General features: G+C 59.7%; 19 protein-coding genes. 1 reads left to right on the top strand and 18 read right to left on the bottom strand.

All coding sequences use genetic code 11. The annotated features are described in order from the left end of the window. Nucleotides 1-23: 23 nt before the first annotated feature. The 6 genes from murF to HMPREF1985_RS05995 all read right to left on the bottom strand — a co-directional run bounded on the left by murF (nucleotide 24) and on the right by HMPREF1985_RS05995 (nucleotide 5796). Nucleotides 24-1397, bottom strand: a complete 1374-nt coding sequence (gene murF, locus HMPREF1985_RS06020; protein WP_040637218.1) for a UDP-N-acetylmuramoyl-tripeptide--D-alanyl-D-alanine ligase — start codon at nucleotides 1395-1397, stop codon at nucleotides 24-26. Beyond that, the gene (locus HMPREF1985_RS06015; RefSeq protein ID WP_021771636.1) at nucleotides 1397-2899 is read right to left on the bottom strand and encodes a UDP-N-acetylmuramoyl-L-alanyl-D-glutamate--2,6-diaminopimelate ligase; all 1503 of its coding nucleotides are present in this window, start codon (nucleotides 2897-2899) and stop codon (nucleotides 1397-1399) included. The genes murF and HMPREF1985_RS06015 overlap by 1 nt, the downstream gene beginning before the upstream one ends. 65 nt (nucleotides 2900-2964) lie before the next feature. Continuing rightward, nucleotides 2965-3375, bottom strand: a complete 411-nt coding sequence (locus HMPREF1985_RS06010; protein WP_021771635.1) for a cell division protein FtsL — start codon at nucleotides 3373-3375, stop codon at nucleotides 2965-2967. A 33-nt stretch (nucleotides 3376-3408) separates the two neighbouring features. After that, nucleotides 3409-4362 (bottom strand): 16S rRNA (cytosine(1402)-N(4))-methyltransferase RsmH, encoded by a 954-nt coding sequence (rsmH, locus tag HMPREF1985_RS06005; protein WP_021771634.1) that lies wholly within the window; start codon nucleotides 4360-4362, stop codon nucleotides 3409-3411. Then, nucleotides 4359-4796, bottom strand: coding sequence for a division/cell wall cluster transcriptional repressor MraZ (gene mraZ / locus HMPREF1985_RS06000; RefSeq protein WP_021771633.1), 438 nt, complete (start codon nucleotides 4794-4796; stop codon nucleotides 4359-4361). Before mraZ ends, rsmH begins: the two co-directional genes overlap by 4 nt. Before the next feature lie 184 nt (nucleotides 4797-4980). Beyond that, complete coding sequence (locus tag HMPREF1985_RS05995) at nucleotides 4981-5796, bottom strand: polysaccharide deacetylase family protein (RefSeq protein ID WP_040637216.1); 816 nt, start codon at nucleotides 5794-5796, stop codon at nucleotides 4981-4983. 153 nt (nucleotides 5797-5949) lie between these two features. On the opposite strand from HMPREF1985_RS05995, the gene rpsT reads away from it, so the two are divergent. After that, nucleotides 5950-6222, top strand: coding sequence for a 30S ribosomal protein S20 (rpsT, locus tag HMPREF1985_RS05990; protein ID WP_040637278.1), 273 nt, complete (start codon nucleotides 5950-5952; stop codon nucleotides 6220-6222). A gap of 72 nt (nucleotides 6223-6294) precedes the next feature. On the opposite strand, the gene HMPREF1985_RS05985 is transcribed toward rpsT, so the two are convergent. The 12 genes from HMPREF1985_RS05985 to HMPREF1985_RS05930 form a co-directional block, all read right to left on the bottom strand. After that, nucleotides 6295-6807: a DUF523 domain-containing protein gene (locus HMPREF1985_RS05985; protein ID WP_231385168.1), complete on the bottom strand. Its 513-nt coding sequence runs from the start codon at nucleotides 6805-6807 to the stop codon at nucleotides 6295-6297. A gap of 24 nt (nucleotides 6808-6831) precedes the next feature. Beyond that, nucleotides 6832-7386 (bottom strand): 3'-5' exonuclease, encoded by a 555-nt coding sequence (locus HMPREF1985_RS05980; protein WP_040637214.1) that lies wholly within the window; start codon nucleotides 7384-7386, stop codon nucleotides 6832-6834. Nucleotides 7387-7407: 21 nt separating this feature from the next. Beyond that, nucleotides 7408-8151 (bottom strand): methylenetetrahydrofolate reductase, encoded by a 744-nt coding sequence (locus HMPREF1985_RS05975; protein WP_040637212.1) that lies wholly within the window; start codon nucleotides 8149-8151, stop codon nucleotides 7408-7410. A 41-nt stretch (nucleotides 8152-8192) separates the two neighbouring features. Continuing rightward, nucleotides 8193-9860, bottom strand: coding sequence for a formate--tetrahydrofolate ligase (locus HMPREF1985_RS05970; RefSeq protein WP_040637210.1), 1668 nt, complete (start codon nucleotides 9858-9860; stop codon nucleotides 8193-8195). Nucleotides 9861-9890: 30 nt separating this feature from the next. Then, nucleotides 9891-10754, bottom strand: coding sequence for a bifunctional methylenetetrahydrofolate dehydrogenase/methenyltetrahydrofolate cyclohydrolase FolD (gene folD / locus HMPREF1985_RS05965; RefSeq protein WP_021771626.1), 864 nt, complete (start codon nucleotides 10752-10754; stop codon nucleotides 9891-9893). 21 nt (nucleotides 10755-10775) lie between these two features. Next, nucleotides 10776-11624, bottom strand: a complete 849-nt coding sequence (locus HMPREF1985_RS05960) for a 4-hydroxybenzoate octaprenyltransferase (RefSeq protein WP_021771625.1) — start codon at nucleotides 11622-11624, stop codon at nucleotides 10776-10778. Next, entirely contained in the window at nucleotides 11621-13081 is a 1461-nt protein-coding gene (locus HMPREF1985_RS05955) for a menaquinone biosynthesis decarboxylase (protein WP_021771624.1), read from the bottom strand. The genes HMPREF1985_RS05960 and HMPREF1985_RS05955 overlap by 4 nt, the downstream gene beginning before the upstream one ends. Nucleotides 13082-13091: 10 nt before the next feature. After that, entirely contained in the window at nucleotides 13092-13889 is a 798-nt protein-coding gene (gene tatC / locus HMPREF1985_RS05950; RefSeq protein ID WP_021771623.1) for a twin-arginine translocase subunit TatC, read from the bottom strand. 3 nt (nucleotides 13890-13892) lie between these two features. Continuing rightward, complete coding sequence (locus HMPREF1985_RS05945; RefSeq protein ID WP_021771622.1) at nucleotides 13893-14108, bottom strand: Sec-independent protein translocase subunit TatA/TatB; 216 nt, start codon at nucleotides 14106-14108, stop codon at nucleotides 13893-13895. Between the two features lie 30 nt (nucleotides 14109-14138). Beyond that, on the bottom strand, nucleotides 14139-14534 hold the full coding sequence (locus tag HMPREF1985_RS05940) for a Sec-independent protein translocase subunit TatA/TatB (RefSeq protein WP_021771621.1): 396 nt from the start codon (nucleotides 14532-14534) through the stop codon (nucleotides 14139-14141). A gap of 29 nt (nucleotides 14535-14563) precedes the next feature. Beyond that, a complete protein-coding gene (locus HMPREF1985_RS05935) occupies nucleotides 14564-15535 on the bottom strand; it encodes a polyprenyl synthetase family protein (protein ID WP_231385167.1) in 972 nt (323 codons plus the stop codon). Nucleotides 15536-15733: 198 nt separating this feature from the next. Next, complete coding sequence (locus HMPREF1985_RS05930; protein WP_021771618.1) at nucleotides 15734-18922, bottom strand: efflux RND transporter permease subunit; 3189 nt, start codon at nucleotides 18920-18922, stop codon at nucleotides 15734-15736. Nucleotides 18923-18927 lie beyond the last annotated feature (5 nt).

Below are 18927 nucleotides of genomic sequence, written 5' to 3'. Positions count from 1 at the left end.
ATTGTCTCCAAATTATAGCAAGATTATAGCAAGTGAATGATTTTCTCCATGGCCATGCCGCGCGAGCCCTTGAACAGGATCGTGTCGCCCGGCTGCAGGATTGCGTGCAGGCGATCCGCCGCCTCTTCGTGCGACGCGCAGCGGTAGACCTGCCGGATGCCCCCCGCTTCTGCACCATCCGCGATGAACGCCCCCATTGCGCCGCGCGTCACGACGGCATCGAAGCCGTAGAGCGCCAGCTCCTGCCCGACCTTGCGGTGGGCGCTCTCAGAGATACTCCCGAGTTCGAGCATATCGCCCATGACGGCGATCTTGCGGCCAGGCACGATGCCTGCAAGCGTCTGTATCGCCGCCTGCATCGACATGGGGCTTGCATTGTACGCATCGTTCACGATGTGCCAGTCGCCGAGATCTTCCGTCTCAAAGCGCATCTTCGTCGCTTCAAAATGACGCAGCCCGTCCGACGCCGCCTCTGGATCGACGCCGAGCGCGTGGCTTGCCGCAATCGCGGCAAGCGCATTGTAGACGTTGTGATGGCCGAGCATCGGCATCAAAAAGGCATGGGCGCCGCCTGCGTAGTCCACGGTAAAGCGCGTCGCGCTCATCGCGCGCGTCACGATGTCGCGTGCGCGTATATCGGCATCGTGCGTGATGCCGAACGTCAGCACGCGCACGCCTTCGCGCGCCTTATCGCGCATGGCAGCAACGTATTCGTTGTCTGCATTGAGTATGACGGTGCCCCCCGAAGGAATCGCTTCGACGAGCTCCGCTTTCGCGCGCGCGATGTTTTCGATCGAGCCGAGGAGTTCCATGTGCGTCTCACCAACGTTCGTCACGATCCCGACCGACGGTGCGGCAATCGGCGCCATCGCCTCGATCTGATGCAGCCCGCGCATGCCGATCTCGACGACAGCCGCCTTGTGCTTCTCGCGTATGCCCAAAAGCGTCAACGGAAGACCGACCTCGTTGTTGAAATTCGCCTGCGTCTTGAGTATGGGGCCGAGCGGCGAAAGCGTCGCTGCTGCAAGATCTTTCGTCGTCGTCTTGCCGTTCGAGCCAGTGATCGCGACGACGGGCAGCGTGAAGCGCATGCGCCACGCGTGCGCGAGCCCTTGATACGCCACGAGCGTGTCGGGCACGCACAGCAGCGTTGCGCGGATCCCGGCAAGCTTGTCAGCAGGGCACGTGCTCGATACGATGATGCCGGCCGCTCCCTTTTTTGCTGCCTCATGCGCAAAATCCTCGCCATTGAAGCGATCCCCTTTGAGGCCGAGGAAGAGCGCGCCTTCCGTGACCTTTCGCGTGTCGGTCACAACGCCTGCAAACGAATCGGCATTCGCCTGCAGGATCTTTGCGCCCGTCGCATCCAGCACATCCTGTAACGAGAACATCGCCATCATGCGCCCTCCTTGCCAAGGCGCGCCGCGATTGCCTCGCGCGCCGCTTCCTTATCGTCGAAATGGATCGTCCGATCCTTTAGGATCTGATAGTTCTCATGCCCCTTGCCGAGAATGACGACGACATCGCCCGGCTCAGCGAGCTCGATCGCGCGGAAAATCGCATGCTTGCGGTCGACGATCTTTTCATACGGCTTCTTCCCGATCGACGCAAGAACGCCCGCCTCTACCTCGCGAAGGATCGCCTCTGGGTCTTCCGTGCGCGGATTGTCGCTCGTCGCGAGCACGACGTCGGCAAGCTTTGCCGCGAGGCGTCCCATGATGGGCCGCTTCGTTCGGTCGCGGTCGCCGCCGCAGCCGAATACGGCAATGATCCGCTTCTTCGTGATCTTGCGCGCCGTGTGCAAGACGTTTTCGACGCCGTCCGGCGTATGCGCATAGTCGACAATGACGGGAAATTTCTGCCCCGCCCGCACGAGTTCAAAACGTCCGGGCACGCCGCGGAATGCTTCGAGCGCGGCATGGATCGTCTTCGGCGCGACGTGTTCCGCGAGCGCCGCGCACGTCGCCGCCATGACGTTGTAGACATTGAAAAGTCCCGTGACGTGCATCGAGAGCGTCATCGTGCCGAGGTCTTTGTGCACCAGCGTGAATTCCGAGCCATCCTCGTGTACGTGTATATTCTTTGCGATGAGATCGCCATCCTCCTCGACCGCATACGTCAGATGCGGACAGTCGGCGTGCGCGAGCATGACGCGCGAGGACGGATCGTCGAGATTGGCGATTGCCGTCTTGCCGTCTTTTCTGCCTTTCCTCGCGACGAGATCAAATAGTCTCGCCTTCGCAAGCCGATAGTTTTCAAACGTTTTATGATAGTCGAGGTGATCCTGCGTGAGGTTCGTGAATACCGCCGTATCAAACTCGATGCCTGCGACGCGGTTCTCGGCAAGCGCATGGGAAGAGACCTCCATGACGACGTAGTCCATGCCGCGGTCGCGCATCTCGGCAATCGTCGACTGGAGCTCGACGACATCGGGCGTCGTGTTGTGTATCTCGTGCTTTTCCTCTTCGATGAGAATCTGAATCGTGCCGATAAGGCCGACCTTATAGCCCGCCTTGCGCAGGATCGCGCGCGTGATGTAGCTCGTCGTCGTCTTTCCGTTCGTTCCCGTGATGCCGATGACGCGCATCGAGCGCGCAGGGTAGTCGTAGAAAGCGGGTGCGAGGATCTGGAGCGCCGCATCGAGCTTCGGCACGCGCAGCACCGAAATGCCGTCTGGGACTGCCACATCGCTTCGCGTCGTCAGGATCGCGCGTGCGCCGGAGGCAACTGCCTGCGGAATGAAAGAGTGTCCGTCGACATGCACGCCGGGAATGCAGATGAAGAGCGTTCCCTCCTGTACTTTGCGCGAATCGTGCGCAAGAGCCGTAATCGCCTCGTCCGCGTTTCCCAAAATCTCCGCCCCCGAAACGAGCGATGCAAGCTGCTTCAATGTCTTCACTGCGATCTCCTCCTAAGCCCGCTTCTGAAAAAGACATACTCCCCCTGGCGGAAGGGGGAGCCTGGTCATTTTTCTTCATGCGAAAAATACGTCTTTTTCGGCACGCTCATGCCGAGTTCTGTTTCCGCAATCGATTTGATCCGCTGCGGGTTCTTGAGCTTCGCGATCTCGATCGCGAGCCGTTCGTTTTCCTGTTCGATGCGATCCGCCTCACGCTGCACCTCGATGAGCGCATAGCCGCGGCTCGCGCTGATGCCGCTGCAGACGGTGACGAGCATCGCGAGCGCCGCGACGACGAGGAAGAGCGTCTGGCAGTGTGACCGCAGGGGCCGATTGAGCACCGTCGTAAAGAGCGGCTCCTTCGGCGTCTCGCGCAGGAGCTCCCGCTCCTCTTCAGCGGTCAGGGTTCCCGTATGGTTGATGCCATCTGCCTGTGCTTCGTCATGATCTGCGTATGCTTCCTGTCTTGCCAGCATCAAACCGTTCCCCTTCCATATCCATTATAACTTCTATGGCAGCTTTTCTGCAATCCGCAGTTTCGCGCTGCGCGCGCGCGGATTCCGTCCGCATTCCTCCGCGCTTGCCGCTTTCGCCTTGCCGATGAGCCGAATCTCCGGCGCATGGTGGCAGGTGCAGACGGGAATCTCCGGCGGGCAGATGCAGCCGCGCGCGAGTTCTTTCAAGGTCTGTTTTGCAATGCGGTCCTCAAGCGAATGGAATGTGATGATCGCGATGCGCCCGCCCGGCTTCAAATGATGCACCGCCGTCTGAAACGCCTCGGCGAGGATGCCGAGCTCGTTGTTGACCTCGATGCGGATTGCCTGAAAGATGCGCTTCGCCGGATGCCCGCCCGACTGCCTGGCCGCTTTCGGCACGGCTTTGCAGATGATGTCAACGAGCTCGCCCGTACGCTCGATCGGTTTCTCCGCGCGCGCTTTCACGATGAACTTCGCGATGCGCCTTCCCCAGCGCTCTTCGCCGTAATCGTGGAAGATGCGATCCAGTTCCTCCTCGCGGTACGTGTTGACGACCGCATAGGCCGAGAAGCTCTTTCCCGTATCCATGCGCATGTCGAGCGGTGCGTCGTGCATGTAGGAGAAACCGCGCCCTGCCGTATCGATCTGATGCGATGAAACCCCTAGATCAAAGACGACACCGTCAACGAGCGGCGCGTCCTCCCGCTCCAGCACCGACGCAAGATGGCTGAAATTGCTGTGCACCACATCGACGCGGCAGCGCGCGTCTTTCAGCCGCTCTTTTGCGGCGGCAATCGCCTCCGCATCCTGATCGATTCCGATAATGCGCCCGCACTCCGTGAGCATCTCGGCAATCCGATGGGAATGTCCGCCGCCGCCGAGCGTGCAATCAACGTAAATCCCATCGGGATCCCGCACGAGTCCTGCGACCGTTTCTTCCAGCAGGACGCTGACGTGATGAAATTCCGTCCTCGCCGTCTCCGTCATATCCCAAGCTCCGACAGCGATGCCGCAATCGCCGTGACGTCCGGCTCGACCTCCGAACTGTACGCGCTCCAACGCGCGCGGCTCCAAACCTCGATACGGCTGTCCGCGCCCGTCAAAACGACGTCTTCGCGAAGCTGGATTCCCGCGTACGTGCGGAGATTGGCGGGCACGAGGAACCTTCCCTGCTTGTCGCATTCAAGCGTGCGCGCGCCCGAAAAGAAAAACCGTACGATCGCACGCGCTTCCGGCCTGGCGAGTGGGAGCGCGCGGAGCTTCGCCGCGAGTTCCTCCCATGCCTGCTGGCCGTAAAGGAAGAGGCAGCTATCGAGGCCTTTCGTGATGACAAAGCTCACGCCAAGCTCCTGTCGAAAGTCCGCCGGCAGGATGATGCGTCCTTTCGCATCAATGCTATGGGCGTACTCTCCCATGAACATCCTGCCTCACCCCTTTCTGCCCGCATGTGCCACTTTTCGCCACTTTTCACCACTTCCTCTATATTTATAGCAGAAAATCCGAATTTTTGCAAGGAAGGAGAACGGCTTTGGGGAAATCTGTCCAAAGAAAAAACGCGCCTCAAAAAGAGGCGCGTTTGCTCGTCATATTATCCGGTTAACTATGTTAACTTTTTTTCCAACCGAAACGCTCAAAAAGCGGCGTATACGTAATGCGCTCGATGAAATCGCGGTTCGTATTTGCCGTATGGAACACGGGCACGCGCTCGATCGCGTAAACATTGCTCTCTGGATCCGCGTTGCCGTAGCGGATCGTGAACGCCGCCTTGTAGCCCGCCTCCTTGACGAGCTGCGCGATGTGGAGGTTGCACGCGCCCGTCGGATACGCCATGTACTCGACGGGATGGCCGAGCTCATCTTCCGCCTGTTTCTTCGAGTCGACGATCTCACTGCGGATCTCATCGTCCGTGAGGTCGGTCATCGATCGGTGATCGACGGTGTGCGCCTGAATCGAAATGCCGTTTTTTTCCATCTCACGGCATTGATCCCATGTCAGATAGCCTTTTCGTTTGCCCATGAACCCCGTGACGACGAAGATCGTCGCCTTGAAATTGTGTTTCTTTAATATCGGGTAGGCATTTTTGTAATTGTCCGCGTAGCCGTCATCAAACGTGATCAAAACGGGCTTTTCCGGCAAGTCCCCTCTTCCTTCGAGGCTGTCGTAAAGTTCGTCGGGCGTGATCGGATGAAAGCCGTGATCCTCCAAGTACTGCATCTGCCACGCAAAATCCGAAGGAAGCACGGAAAGCGATATGTGCATCGAGTCCACTTTGTGGTAATTGAGCACCGTCACGCTCACGGGTTCCCTGCCTGCCTTCGCGAGGGCAGGCATAGGATCGTTTCCCCCTCCAAATGCAAAAACAGTTGCCGCTGCAACGAGCATGGCAAGGGCCGCAGCAGCGAGCAAGTTGCGAAAACGCATAGAACACCTCTCGTCAATCATTTTCCTGTTGCATCTCGTCGCATCTCATAGTATACCATGCCTCACACGGGAAATCCAAGAATTTAAGGTTGATTTTTCTCCCCTCCCGTGCTATCATACAAAAGTGACTATGGAATCAAGGGGGTGAACTACGTGCCAAATATCAAAGCATCTATCCTGAGTGTGAAATCCGACGCCAAGCGCCACGCCAAGAACGCGGCAGAGAAATCCCGCGTGCGCACGGCTTCCCGCCGCGTTCTCGATGCGGTCGAGGCTGGAAATGTCGACGAGGCGAAGACCCTCCTTTCAACTGCATGCAAGAGGATCGATCAGGCTGCTGCGAACCACGTCTACCACAAGAACGCTGCGGCTCGCAAGAAGTCCCGTTTGGCCCGCAAGGTCAACGCACTGGCAACGGAATCTTAACAATGAAGATACAGGAAAGCCCCCGCCCATCGGACGGGGGCTTTCCTGTACGCAGATCCCATTCGGCCGCGGTCACGATGAAACGCTGTCCTGCGCTACGTCTTCAGCGATAAGGCTCTCCAACAGCGCGGCCGTCAAATCCTGTTCCGCGTAGCAGCGGACTCCGTTCTTCATAAGGAGCGCCGCCGTGACGCCCATTCCGCGCGTCTTCCTGCCCGCGAACGTGCCGTCGTATACCGTATGGACGCCGCAGGAAGGGCTGCTCTCCTTCAGGATGGCGACCTTCACGTGGTATGCCTGCGCCATCTGCAGCACGCGGCTTGCCCCCTCGATGAAGTATGCCGTCGTGTCCTTTCCGTTGGCGTCGCAGACCTTCGCCCCGCCCGAAAGCACCTGCTTCCCCGTCGCTGCCTGTATCTCCATGGGTGGACGCGGAACGGGAAGCCTTGCAAGACATTCGGGACAGACGGCAAGAAACCTGCCGCGCGCATTGTATTCCACTAAGAGGCCATGGGTATTCTCCTTGCCGTTATATTTGACTTTATGCCCAAGCAAGCATGCGCTCACGAGAATCATTCGGGTCATCTTCTTTCCCTGCAGCCAAGAGCTTCACGCAAATGAAACGATTCGCACGCCGACGCGCCGTGCAAAGGCACGGAACGTCTCTCCCTCCTCATCCTCCGAGGCACGAAGCGGGATCGCCGCACACGCCTTCGCGTCTTCGAGCGCGTCGTGGTGGCGGAACTTCAGGTGGAGATGGTCCGCGACTGTATGGAGTTTGTGGTTTGGCAGCTCTGGCCAAACGCGCCGCGCGATGGCAACCGTATCGCAGTAGGCAAACGACGGCCAGTCCAAGGCGTAGCGTACGAGGCACGCACGCAGGACGCCCATATCAAAGTACGCGTTATGCGCGATGACGAGCTTCCCTTCGAGGCGTCTTTCGAGTTCAGCCCATACACCTGAGAAGTCCGGCGCGTCTTCCGTCTCCTCTTCGGTGATGCCGTGAATCCCGATGTTGAACGCATTGTAGCAGTTCTCCGGCGGACGGATCAGCGTATAGTAGGAATCCGCGATCCTCCCGGCACGCACTTCGACGAGAGCAACGCTGCACGCCGAATCGCGTGCGCCCGTCGCCGTCTCAAAATCAATCGCAACGAAATCCATCGAATCGCCTCCCATGCCTGCTCAGGCAAATACGCCGCTCAAATACGCTTCGAGATTCGTCTTGATCGGCATGAGGTAGACGCTCGCCCCATGCGTTTCGGCAAACGCCATTGCCTCGCGCGAAAAGCCGATGCTCCAATCGAGTGTCGGGCGAAAGGCATGCGGGAATACGACTTTGTTCTTGCGCTCCCAATAGCTCTCAGACCGCGCGCTCATGACAGGCGAGACGCCCCAGTAGACTTCGTAGCCGCCCAGCATGTCGGCATAGAGCGCGAGGTAGCGCAGATCGAAGAACGGCTGCGTAAAGAATCCCGCCGCTCCCGCCTGCGCCTTGCGGCGCACGCGGTAAAGCTCCTCCGCCATCGAGCCGCGGTACTGGTCGACGCCGGCGTACACCTTGACCTCCGGCATCTCCGCGCGGAATTTCCGAATGACGTCGACACTCATCGTCGGATAGACTTCGCGCGTCATGTCCTGCGGCGGATCTCCCTCGATGACGAGCACTTCCTCGATATGGTGCGCACGCAAGTACGCTTTCATCGGCAATCCTGCATCGAGATCGATGTCCATCGCGCGGATGTGCGGCATGGCGGAAGGGAACGACTCCTGCGCGATTGCCGCCCCTTCCCAGCTCCGGAGCGGGAGGCGCAGGAGATCCGGCACATTGATCACGCCGATCCGCGAACGGTATTTCCCTACTGCGGCGAGTTCAGCGCGCAGCGCCTCCTCATCGCGCGGTACAAGCTCAACCGATATGCGCTTCATAAAGGCCTCCTGTTCCTTCCGTGATACGATGTCCCTGCCCATCAGAACAGCCCCGTGATGCGCCCATCCCTGTCGATATCCATATGTTCCGCTGCCGGATGCTTCGGCAGCCCCGGCATGGTGAGGATGTTGCCCGTGAGCGCGACGATGAAGCCCGCGCCCGCGCTGATGCGAAGCTCGCGCACGGTGATCCGAAAGCCCGTCGGCCTGCCGATCTTCGTCGGGTCATCCGAGAGCGAGTTCTGCGTCTTCGCCATACAGACGGGCATCTTGCCGAAGCCGAGTTTCTCGATCCCGACGAGCTGCTTTTTCGCCTCTGCCGTGAAGTCCACGCCGTCCGCGCCGTAGATCTCGCGCGCAATCGTTTCGATCTTCTCGGAAATACATGCCTCTGCATCGTAGAGGAAATGAAAGTCGTTCGGTTTCCCCGCTGCCTGCTCGACTTTTTCGGCGAGCGCGAGACCGCCTTCACCGCCCTTTGCCCAGACTTCGGAAATGGCGGCTTCCGCGCCGAGTTCCCTGCACTTTTCCTCGACGAAATCGAGCTCTTCCTTCGTGTCCGTCGGAAACGCGTTGATCGCGACGACGGCGGGAAGCCCGAACTTCTGAATGTTCTCGATGTGCTTTGCGAGGTTTGCAAGCCCTGCTTCGAGTGCCTTCCTATCGACCTTTATAAGCTCCGTCTTTTGAAGCCCGCCATGCATCTTGAGCGCGCGTACCGTCGCGACGATGACGACGGCATCAGGCCTTAGCCCTGCAAAGCGGCACTTGATGTCAAGGAACTTCTCCGCCCCGAGATCCGCGCCGAAACCTGCCTCCGTCACGACGTAGTCGGCGAACTTCAGCGCGAATTTCGTCGCCATGACGCTGTTGCAGCCATGCGCGATATTCGCAAATGGCCCGCCGTGGATAAAAGCGGGCGTCCCTTCGAGCGTCTGCACGAGATTCGGCTTGATCGCGTCCTTGAAGAGCAGCGTGAGTGCGCCCGTGACGCCGAGCTCCTCAGCGCGGACGGCACGCCCGTCGTACGTATAGGCAACGAGGATCCTGCCGATGCGCTTTTTCATGTCCGCAAGATCCGTCGCAAGGCAGAGGATCGCCATCATTTCCGAGGCGACGGTGATGTCAAAGCCCGATTCACGCGGCACGCCGTGCGCCTTGCCGCCGAGCCCGACGACCACGTGGCGGAGCGCGCGATCATTGAGGTCGAGGACGCGTTTCCAGACGATGCGGCGCACGTCGATGCCGAGTGCGTTGCCCTGATGAATGTGGTTGTCGAGACAAGCGGCCAGCAAGTTGTGCGCCGTCGTGATCGCGTGGAAGTCGCCCGTGAAGTGCAGGTTGATGTCTTCCATCGGCACGACCTGCGCGTAGCCGCCGCCTGCCGCGCCGCCTTTTAGCCCAAAGCACGGGCCGAGCGACGGCTCGCGAAGTGCTGCTGCCGTCCTGTGCCCGCGTCGCGTGAGGGCGTCCACAAGACCGACGCTCGTCGTCGTCTTGCCCTCGCCTGCCGGCGTCGGGTTGATCGCCGTCACGAGAATGAGCTTGCCGTTCTTTTCCTCCTTGACGCGTTGCCATGCCGCAAGCGAAATCTTCGCCTTGTACTTGCCGTAAAGCTCAAGCTCATCGGGCTCGATGGCGATCTTTTCCGCGATCGTTTCGATCGGCTGCATTTTCGCTTCCTGTGCAATTTCCACATCGGTCTTCATGGGCATTCCCTCCTCTGCTCTCCTATCTCCTTATTTTATGAGCTGGCGCTCTGCTGCCTGCACGACGTTCTCCATGAGCATCGCGACCGTGAGCAGCCCGACGCCGCCCGGCACGGGCGTAATGGCTCCCGCGACTTCCTTCACGTGCGCAAAGTCGACATCGCCGACGAGCTTCTTCGGCGCGATGCGATTGATGCCGACGTCGATTACGGTCGCCCCCTTCTTCACCATATCGGCTGTGACGAAATGCGGCCTTCCGATCGCCGCGACGAGGATATCCGCCTCGCGCGTCACGGCGGCGAGATCCTTCGTATGGCTGTGGCAGATCGTGACCGTCGCATGCCTTGCGAGCAGCAAGTGGAGCATGGGCTTGCCGACGATGTTGCTGCGCCCAATGATGACGGCGCGCTTGCCGTCCATCTCGATGCCTGCGAGTTCGAGCATGCGCAGGCATCCATGCGGCGTGCACGGAACGAGCGCCTCTTCCCCCGTCACGAGGCGCCCCACATTGACCGGATGGAACCCGTCGACGTCCTTCGCAGGCGAAATGCGGTTCACGATCTCGTGCCCGTCCTTCGCGATCGCTGCAGGAAGCGGGAGCTGGACCAAGATGCCGTGAATCTTTTTGCTGGCATTCAGCGCGTCGATCTGCGCGAGCAGCGCCTCCTTCGTCGTGTTCCCCGGCATCTCGATGACCTCAGAGTAGATGCCGAGCTCCGCGCACGCCTTATTCTTGTTGCGTACGTAGACCTTCGATGCGGGATCCGCGCCGACGATGATGACGGCGAGTCCCGGCGTGACGCCTGTCTTTTCCCTGAGCGCTGCGGCGCGCTCCTTTGCGTCCGCGCGGAACCGCGCCGCAAACTCCCTGCCCTCTAAAATACGTGCCGCCATACAAGTCCCCCTTCCCTGTGATCAGATATAGAAGCTAAGCCATGTGCAGACGAAAATGGCAATGGACACAATGCCGTTTCGCATGAAGTAGCGCTGTGTCACGCGCGAAAAATCCGTGGGGCTCACGATGCGGTGCTGATAGACGAGCGTGCCCGCCGCAATTCCGACGCCGATGAAGTAAAGCGCGGAAAGACGCATCAGGACGCCGACGCCGAAGAAGCACGCGATACAGACGATGTGGAGCGCCGCTGAAATGCGGAACGCGCCATCCGCGCCGTAGCTCACCGCGAGCGAGTGAAGCCCTTGGCTGCGATCGAATTCCTCGTCCTGCGCGCCGTACATCGCGTCAAATGCGCCGATCCAAAGTGCGACAGCAATGCAGAGCAGCACCATCGGCGCGGCGATGCGCCCGCTCACGGCGACCCAGCCGCCCGCCGGCGCCATGGCGATCGCCAGTCCCAAGAAGAGATGCACCCATCCCGTCACGCGCTTCATAAACGGGTAGATGACAAACGGGATCGCGGCAAGCGGCAGCAGGCGGAGGCAGACCGGTTGGAGCTGAAGGACCGCTACGATCATGAGCACGAGACAGATCGCGATAAAGATCCTCGCCTCGCGCTTCGATATGCGCCCCGCCACCATCGCGCGGTACGCCATGCGCGGCTGCTTCCTGTCGTACCGGAGATCGGCGAGATTGTCGATCGCCATCGCTGCCGCGCGCGCCGTCGTCATCGCCATCGCGATCCAAAAGAGATCGTAAAGGGACGGGTGCCCGCCTGCAGCGAGGACCGCCCCCATGAAGGCGAACGGCAAGTCAAAGACCGTATGGTGGAGCGCGACGTTGTTGAGATGCGCCTTGATCGAAATCAATCGATACCCAGCTCCTTCCACTTCGCGTCGACGCGCTCCTTGATCGCGTCCGTCATGCGGATCTCATCGGGCCACGCGCGCGCATGGCCTTCCTCCGGCCACGTCTTCGTCGCGTCGACGCCGAGCTTCGCCCCCCACTTCGCCATCGGCGAGGAGTGGTCGAGCACGTCCAAGGGACCCTCGACGATCTCAAGATCGTGCTTCGCGTCGATATTGTTGAAGACGCGCCAAGCGACTTCGCTGACGTCCTGCACGTCCACGTGGTCATCGACGACGATGATCATCTTGACGTTCATCATCTGCCCCATGCCCCAAAGCGCGTGCATGACCTTCCTGGCCTGCATCGGGTACTGCTTTTGGATCGAAACGATGCAGCAGTCGTGAAAAACGCCCTCCAGCGGCATGTTGATATCGCGGATCTCCGGCTGCATCTGCTGCAGGAGCGGCAGGAAAATGCGCTCTGTCGCCTTCGCGAGGTAGCAGTCCTCCATCGGCGGCTTGCCGACGACCGTCGAGAAGTAAATCGGATCGTTTCGGTGCGTGATTGCCGTGATGTGGAACACGGGGTAGTCGTCGGCGAGCGAGTAGTAGCCCGTGTGATCGCCGAACGGTCCCTCGCGGCGCATCTCGCTTGTCAGCACGTAGCCTTCAAGGATGATTTCCGCCGTCGCCGGCACCTCGATGTCGACCGTCTTGCACTTGACCATCTCAACCGACTTATGACGCAGGAATCCTGCAAAGACCATCTCGTCGATATCGCGCGGCAGCGGCGCCGTCGCTGCATAGGTAAGGACGGGATCGGTGCCGATCGCGACGGCCGCCTCGATGCGTCCCTCGCCTGCCGCGCGCGCGTCACGGAAATTCTCCGCACCGTTCTTGTGGATGTGCCAGTGCATGCCCGTCGTGCGGCTGTCGTATTTCTGCAGGCGGTACATGCCGACGTTGCGCTTGCCCGTTTTCGGATTCTTCGTGAACGTGAGCGGAAGCGTCACGAACGGGCCGCCGTCCTCGGGCCAGCACGTTAGGATGGGGATTTCATCGAGGTTCGGATGCTCCGTCTCGACGACCTCCTGGCACGGCGCATGCTTGACATACTTCGGGAAATTCACGGCGCGCTTGATCATCGGGATCATCGTGACGACGCTCATCTTGTTTTGCAGCGATACGTACGGGAGCTTCATCATCTCGCGCAGCTCGTCCGCGACATCGTCGAGTTTTTGGACGCCGAGCGCCATGGCCATGCGCTCGTAGCTGCCAAATGCATTCATGAGAACAGGCATCTTGGAGCCCTTGACGTTCTCAAAGAGGAGCGCGACGTTCTTCCCGCCTTTCATCTTCGAGACGCGGTCGGTGATTTCCGTGATTTCCAGTTCGGGATCGACCTCCGTCCGAATGCGGCGCAAGAGCCCCTTCCCCTCAAGATCTGCCATAAACTCGCGCAAATCCTTGTATGCCATTTTTCATGCCTCACTTTCTTAGTACGCAGCGCACGATAAGATAGCCGACCTCGTAGAGCACGAAGATCGGCAGGGCGATCATCGACTGCGTAAACACATCCGGCGTCGGCGTAATGATCGCGCCGAGCACGAACGAGAGAAAGAACACAATGCGCTGATACCGTCCCAAGAACTTCGAGGTCAGAATCCCCATCTTGCCGAGGATCGTCATGATGAGCGGCAGTTCAAAGATGAAGCCAAACGGCAGGATGAACATGATGACGAACTCAAAATACTTATTGACCGAAAACAGCGCCTGCAGCTCCTCGTTGCCGAATCCCATGAAAAAGCGCAGGCCTGCGGGCAGAACGAGAAAGAACGAAAAGGCAAGCCCGGAGAAAAAGAGCACGACGGACGTCGGCACGACGATTGCGACGACGGCTCTCTCCCTGCTCGTAAGCGCAGGCAGGAAGAATCGCCAAACTTGATAGGAAACGACGGGCAGCGCAATCAGGAAACCTGCGACGATGGAGACTTTCAGATACGTGAAAAACGCCTCCGACGGCTGCATGTAGTAGAGCTTTCCCGCTGGCAGCGTCAGGTAATGCATGATTTCGTCGATGAAGCAGTAGCCGACGCAGCTTCCGAGCGCGACTGCCACGAGACTCTTGATGAGCCGGCTGCGAAGCTCTGTGAGATGTGCGATGAGCGACATGCTTCCGTCATCATTCGAGAGCGGCTGTATCGTCCCTTCAGGCGTCGTCGCAGGCGCGATAGCGGGACGCTTCTCCCCAGAAGGGTCCTCTTGTTTGATCGTATCTTCTGCCATGGGTTACTTGTTCTCGTCCTTTTTCCCCGCAAGCTCTTTCGGCGTGGGCGTCACGTTGGCCATCGCGTCGTTCGGCTTATCCGCTTCCTTGTTCGCCTGCTTGAATTCACGGATGCTCTTGCCGAGCGCCTTGCCGACGTCTGGCAGCTTTCCGGGTCCAAAGATGACAAGCCCAATGACAAGAATAATCAAAAGTTCGGGTACACCCAGTCCAAACATAGATAAGTCCTCCTAATCGTATCACGTGCCCTATTCGGGCGCGTCCTGCTTCTTCTCTGCGGTTTTCTGCTCGGCAAGCTGCGTGCGGACGCTCTCCTGCGTCGGCGGCACGTAGGCTTGGCTTTCTGCCATCTTAGCCGCTCCATTTGCATCCGCCGCTGCAGCAGCCGAAGCTTCCGTTGCGGTAGCCGACGCAGCCGTCCCCGCCTGCGTCTTTTCCGTCGCCTGTGCAGGCTGTGCCTGCTGTGGCGGCGCCGGCGGCGGTTCCGGTGCATTCATCGCCTGCGTCAATGCATTCGATGCCTTGCGAAACTCGCGCAGGCCCTTGCCGAGCGTGCGTCCCATTTCAGGCAGCTTGCCGGGTCCAAACACGATGAGGCCGACGACCAAGATCAAAATGAGCTCCGGCGCTCCAATTCCAAACATAGCATTTCCTCCCCCTGTCTTTCCTACTGTCAAAAATCGCGGTCGCCGATGAAATCCGCCACCATTTCGTACGCCTCGCGAACTTCTTTGGGAAGGGACGCAGGCAGGATTTCCTTCGCATGCGCGAGATAGTCGTCCGCACGCTTCATCGCAAAGTCCACGCCGTCCGTCTCGCGGACAATCGCAAGCGCGCGGCGGACGTCTTCATCGGTCATCTTGCGGTTCGTCACGATGGTTTCGAGTTCTTTTGCATCGGAACTGACAGAGAGTGCGCGGATGACGGGCAGCGTCACGATGCCCTGCCGTATATCATTGCCGGCGGGCTTTCCGATCTGCTCTTCCGTTTGCAGGATGTCCAGGATGTCGTCCGTGATCTGAAACGCCATGCCGATCGCGTGCCCGTACCGGGCGAGCGCTTTCGCGTCCGCTGGATCGAGGCCACCGACGACAGCGCCGAGCTCACAGCAGATTTCGAGAAAGTCTGCCGTTTTCTTTTGGATGCGCTCATAGTAGGCATCCAAATCGCGCGACGCCTTATAAATCATTTCATTCTGAATGATTTCACCGATGCTCAGATTGCAGACGAGCTCCGACAGGCGCTTCAGGATGTAGCCTCCGTAGCCCTCCGTCGCGATGAGCGCGAAAGCACGCGCAAAAATATAATCGCCCGAAAGTATCGCGATCTGGCTTCCCCAACGGGCATTTGCCGTCTCCGCGCCGCGCCGTGTTCCCGCACCGTCAATGACGTCGTCATGGACGAGCGACGCCGTATGGATGAGTTCGAGTGTCTCTGCGAGCGGCAGGATGCGTTCCAGCGAGAAATTCTTTCCACTGCGCGCCGCGAGAATGCAGAGCCCGGGACGGATCCGTTTTCCGCCCGCATGGACAAGATGCGTGCCGATCTCGGTCACGAGGCCGTATGGCGAGCCAACTGCATCGAGCAGCCCCTCTTCGAGCGCCTCGAGATCCGCCCTCACCACATCAAACATCGGGTTTGACAAAATTCATCACCTACAAAATCCGATTCCGTAGCGTTGCTACGATTAATTGTACCTAGGGTATTGTATAATCTTACTACAAATCTTTCTTTTTGTCATGGGCAAAAATCATATAGATGCTATGGGCAAAAGCAAAAGAGACTGCCACAAGCGTGACAGTCTCTTTTATGCAGGCCAAAAGGGAATCGCTCCATGCCGTAATCACATGTAATCCGCCGACGTCTTCTTGCGGCTCTGCTTCATGAGGCCGAGCTTCGAGGCAATCCATTCGATTGCGACGAAGAAGACCGGGATCAGGAAGATGCCGAGCGAGGTCGCGAAGAGCATGCCGCCGACGACGGCGACGCCCATGCCGTTGCGCGCCGCCGCGCCCGCGCCGGATGCGACGGCGAGCGGCAGGCAGCCGATGATGAACGCAAAGCTCGTCATGAGGATCGGGCGAAGGCGAAGCCCCGCCGCCTCGATTGCTGCCTTGACCGGCTCCATGCCGCGATCCACACGCACCTTTGCAAATTCGACGATGAGGATGGCGTTCTTTGCCGCAAGGCCGATGATCATGATGACGCCGATCTGCATGTAGACGCTGTTCTGAAGGCCGGGGTTCGGATGCCCCGTCACTGCCTCGAGAATGGAAAGCCCATACTCGGAAACGAGTGCGCCGAAGATCCCCGTCGGCACCGTCAGCAGGACGGCGAACGGAACGCTCCAGCTCTCGTAGAGAGCGGCGAGCGCAAGGAATACGAAGATGAGCGCGAGCGCGAGCACGCGGCCCGTCGAGCTCGACGCCTTCTTCTCCTCGCGGCTCTGCCCCGACCACTCGATGTTGAAGCCTGAGGGCGCGTTCGCGCGGACGATTTCCTCAATGGCGCCCATCGCCTGACCCGAAGAATAGCCCTGCCTTGCATTTCCCTGAATCTGGACGGCACGCGTGCCGTTGAAGCGCGAAATCTGGGTCGGGCCCGTGCTGAGCTTCGGTCGAAGCAGCGTGTCGAGGGGAACCATCGTGCCGGAGGCGCTTCGGACGAAGACGAATTTCGCCGCCTCCGCCTCATTGCGATAGCGGAGGTCAGACTGCAGCATGACCTTGTAGGTGCGCCCAAACTGGTTGAAGTCGTTGACCTGCGCACCGCCGAAATTGACCTGCATCGCCGTGAAAACATCCGTGAGCTTCACGCCGAGGTTCTTGACCTTCTCGCGGTCAATCTCGTACTCATACGTCGGCGAGTTAATGGAAAACGTCGTGCGCACGCCCTGCAGCTCCGGCCGCTGGTTCGCCTCCGCGATGATCTTCTGCACGATGTCATTCAGCTCCGTGTCCGAGTGGCCCGTCATATCCTGAAGCTGCATCGTCCAGCCGCCGACCGCTCCGAGTCCTGGAAGGGCAGGCGGGTTGACCGCCATCGTGAACGCTTCCGGCGCAAGCTTGGCGCCAATGCCGAACATCTTTCTGACGGTGGATGCGACGGAAACGCTTTGATCCTCCCGCTGCGACCAGTCTTTCATGCCGAGGACGACGAGTCCGCCGCTCGGCTTTGCGCCGCTGGAGAGAATGTCAAATCCCGTAATCGACATGACGTGATCGACGCCATCCTGCTCCTTTGCCGCAGATGCGAGCTTGTCCATCGTCTTCTGCGTCTGATTTGCCGACGTGCCTTCCGGGAGGTTGACTGCCGTGAAGAGGTAGCCTTGATCCTCCTCGGGGACGAACGTCGAGGGAAGCTTTGTGTAGACGAGCCCCGTGAGGCCGCAGACGATGAGCAGGAACACGACCGCAAGGCGCGCGTGGCGGACGAAGCGTGCAACGACGCCCATATAGCCGCGCCGCGTCATATCAAACACGCGGTTGAACCAGGAAAAGAACCGCCCTAGGATCCCCTCCTTTTCTTCCTTGCCATGCGGCCTCAGGAGCATGGCGCAGAGCGCAGGCGTCAGCGTCAGTGCGACGAATGCGGAGAGCGCCATCGAAATGGCAATCGTGAGTGCGAACTGCTTGTAGAGCACGCCCATCATGCCGCCAAGAAAGGCGACCGGGACGAACACCGCTGCAAGGACGCAGGCGATTGCGACGACCGGTCCCTGCACCTCGTGCATCGCGCGCTCCGTCGCGTCCATGGGCGAGAGCCCCTCCCCCATGTGGTGCTCGACGTTCTCGATGACGACAATCGCGTCGTCGACGACGAGGCCGATGGCAAGGACCATCGCAAAGAGCGTCAGCGTATTGATGGAGAAATTGAGCACGATGAACGCGCCGAACGTGCCGATGAGCGACACCGGGACGGCGAGCAGCGGGATAAGCGTCGCGCGCCAGTTCTGAAGGAAGATGAAGATGACGAGGACGACGAGCAGCAGCGCCTCGATGAACGTCTCCGTGACCTCACGGATGGAGGCATTGATGTAGTTCGTGCTGTCAAAAATCTGTGCCATCTTGAGTCCGGGCGGGAGATTCGGCCTCGCTTCTTCCAAAATCTTCTTGACGCCCGCAACGGTTTTCTTCGCATTCGCGTCGCTCGTGAGATTGATGCCGAACGCAACGGAGGGGTAGCCGTCAAACTTCGCGATGATATTCGACGCCTGCTGCCCCGTCTCAATGCGCGCAACGTCTTTCAGACGGACGAACTGCCCGCTGCCGTCGGCGCGCAGGATGATGTTGCCGAATTCCTCCGGCGTCACGAGACGGCCGGCGATCTTGCCCGTGTACTGCTTCTCCTGCCCGTTGGAAGCCGGCATGGCGCCGACGGTGCCGGCCGGTGCCTGTACGTTCTGCTCCTGGATCGCCGCACTGACGTCGGCAATCGTGAGGCCGAGCTCCGCGAGCTTGTCTGGGTTCAGCCAAACGCGCATCGCGTAATTCGAGCCGAAAATCTGGACATCGCCTACGCCCGGAACGCGCTTGATCTGGTCGAGCAGGTAAATATCGGCGTAGTTCTTCATGAACGCGCGGTCGTACGTCCCGTCCGGTGAGAATATGGCAAGCATGTACGCCATGTCGCTCGACGCCTTGCGCGTCGTGACGCCGACCGTCTTGACATCGTTCGGCAGGTTTGCATTCGCCGCCGCGACATTGTTCTGCACCTTGACCGAGTCCATGTCGCCGTCCGTGCCGACCTCGAACGTCACGGAAAGCCCGTAACGCCCCGTGTCGTCCGAGTTCGAGCTCATGTAGCTCATGCCCTGTGTGCCGTTGACCTGCTGCTCGATGATCTGTGCGACCGTCTCATTGACGACCGCAGCATTCGCGCCCGTGTACGACGTGCCGACGGAGACCGTCGGCGGTGAGATCTGCGGGTACTGCGCAATCGGGAGCTGTACGGCGGCGATGATGCCGACGATGACAATGATGAGCGAGATGACAATCGCGAAAATCGGACGGTGGATAAAGAATTTTGACAAAATAC

The organism is Mitsuokella sp. oral taxon 131 str. W9106 (genome assembly GCF_000469545.1).
In the GTDB taxonomy this organism is placed as follows: domain Bacteria; phylum Bacillota; class Negativicutes; order Selenomonadales; family Selenomonadaceae; genus AWVT01.
The sequence above is the reverse complement of the archived record's forward strand: the minus strand, read 5'-3'. Positions and strand labels throughout refer to the sequence as shown.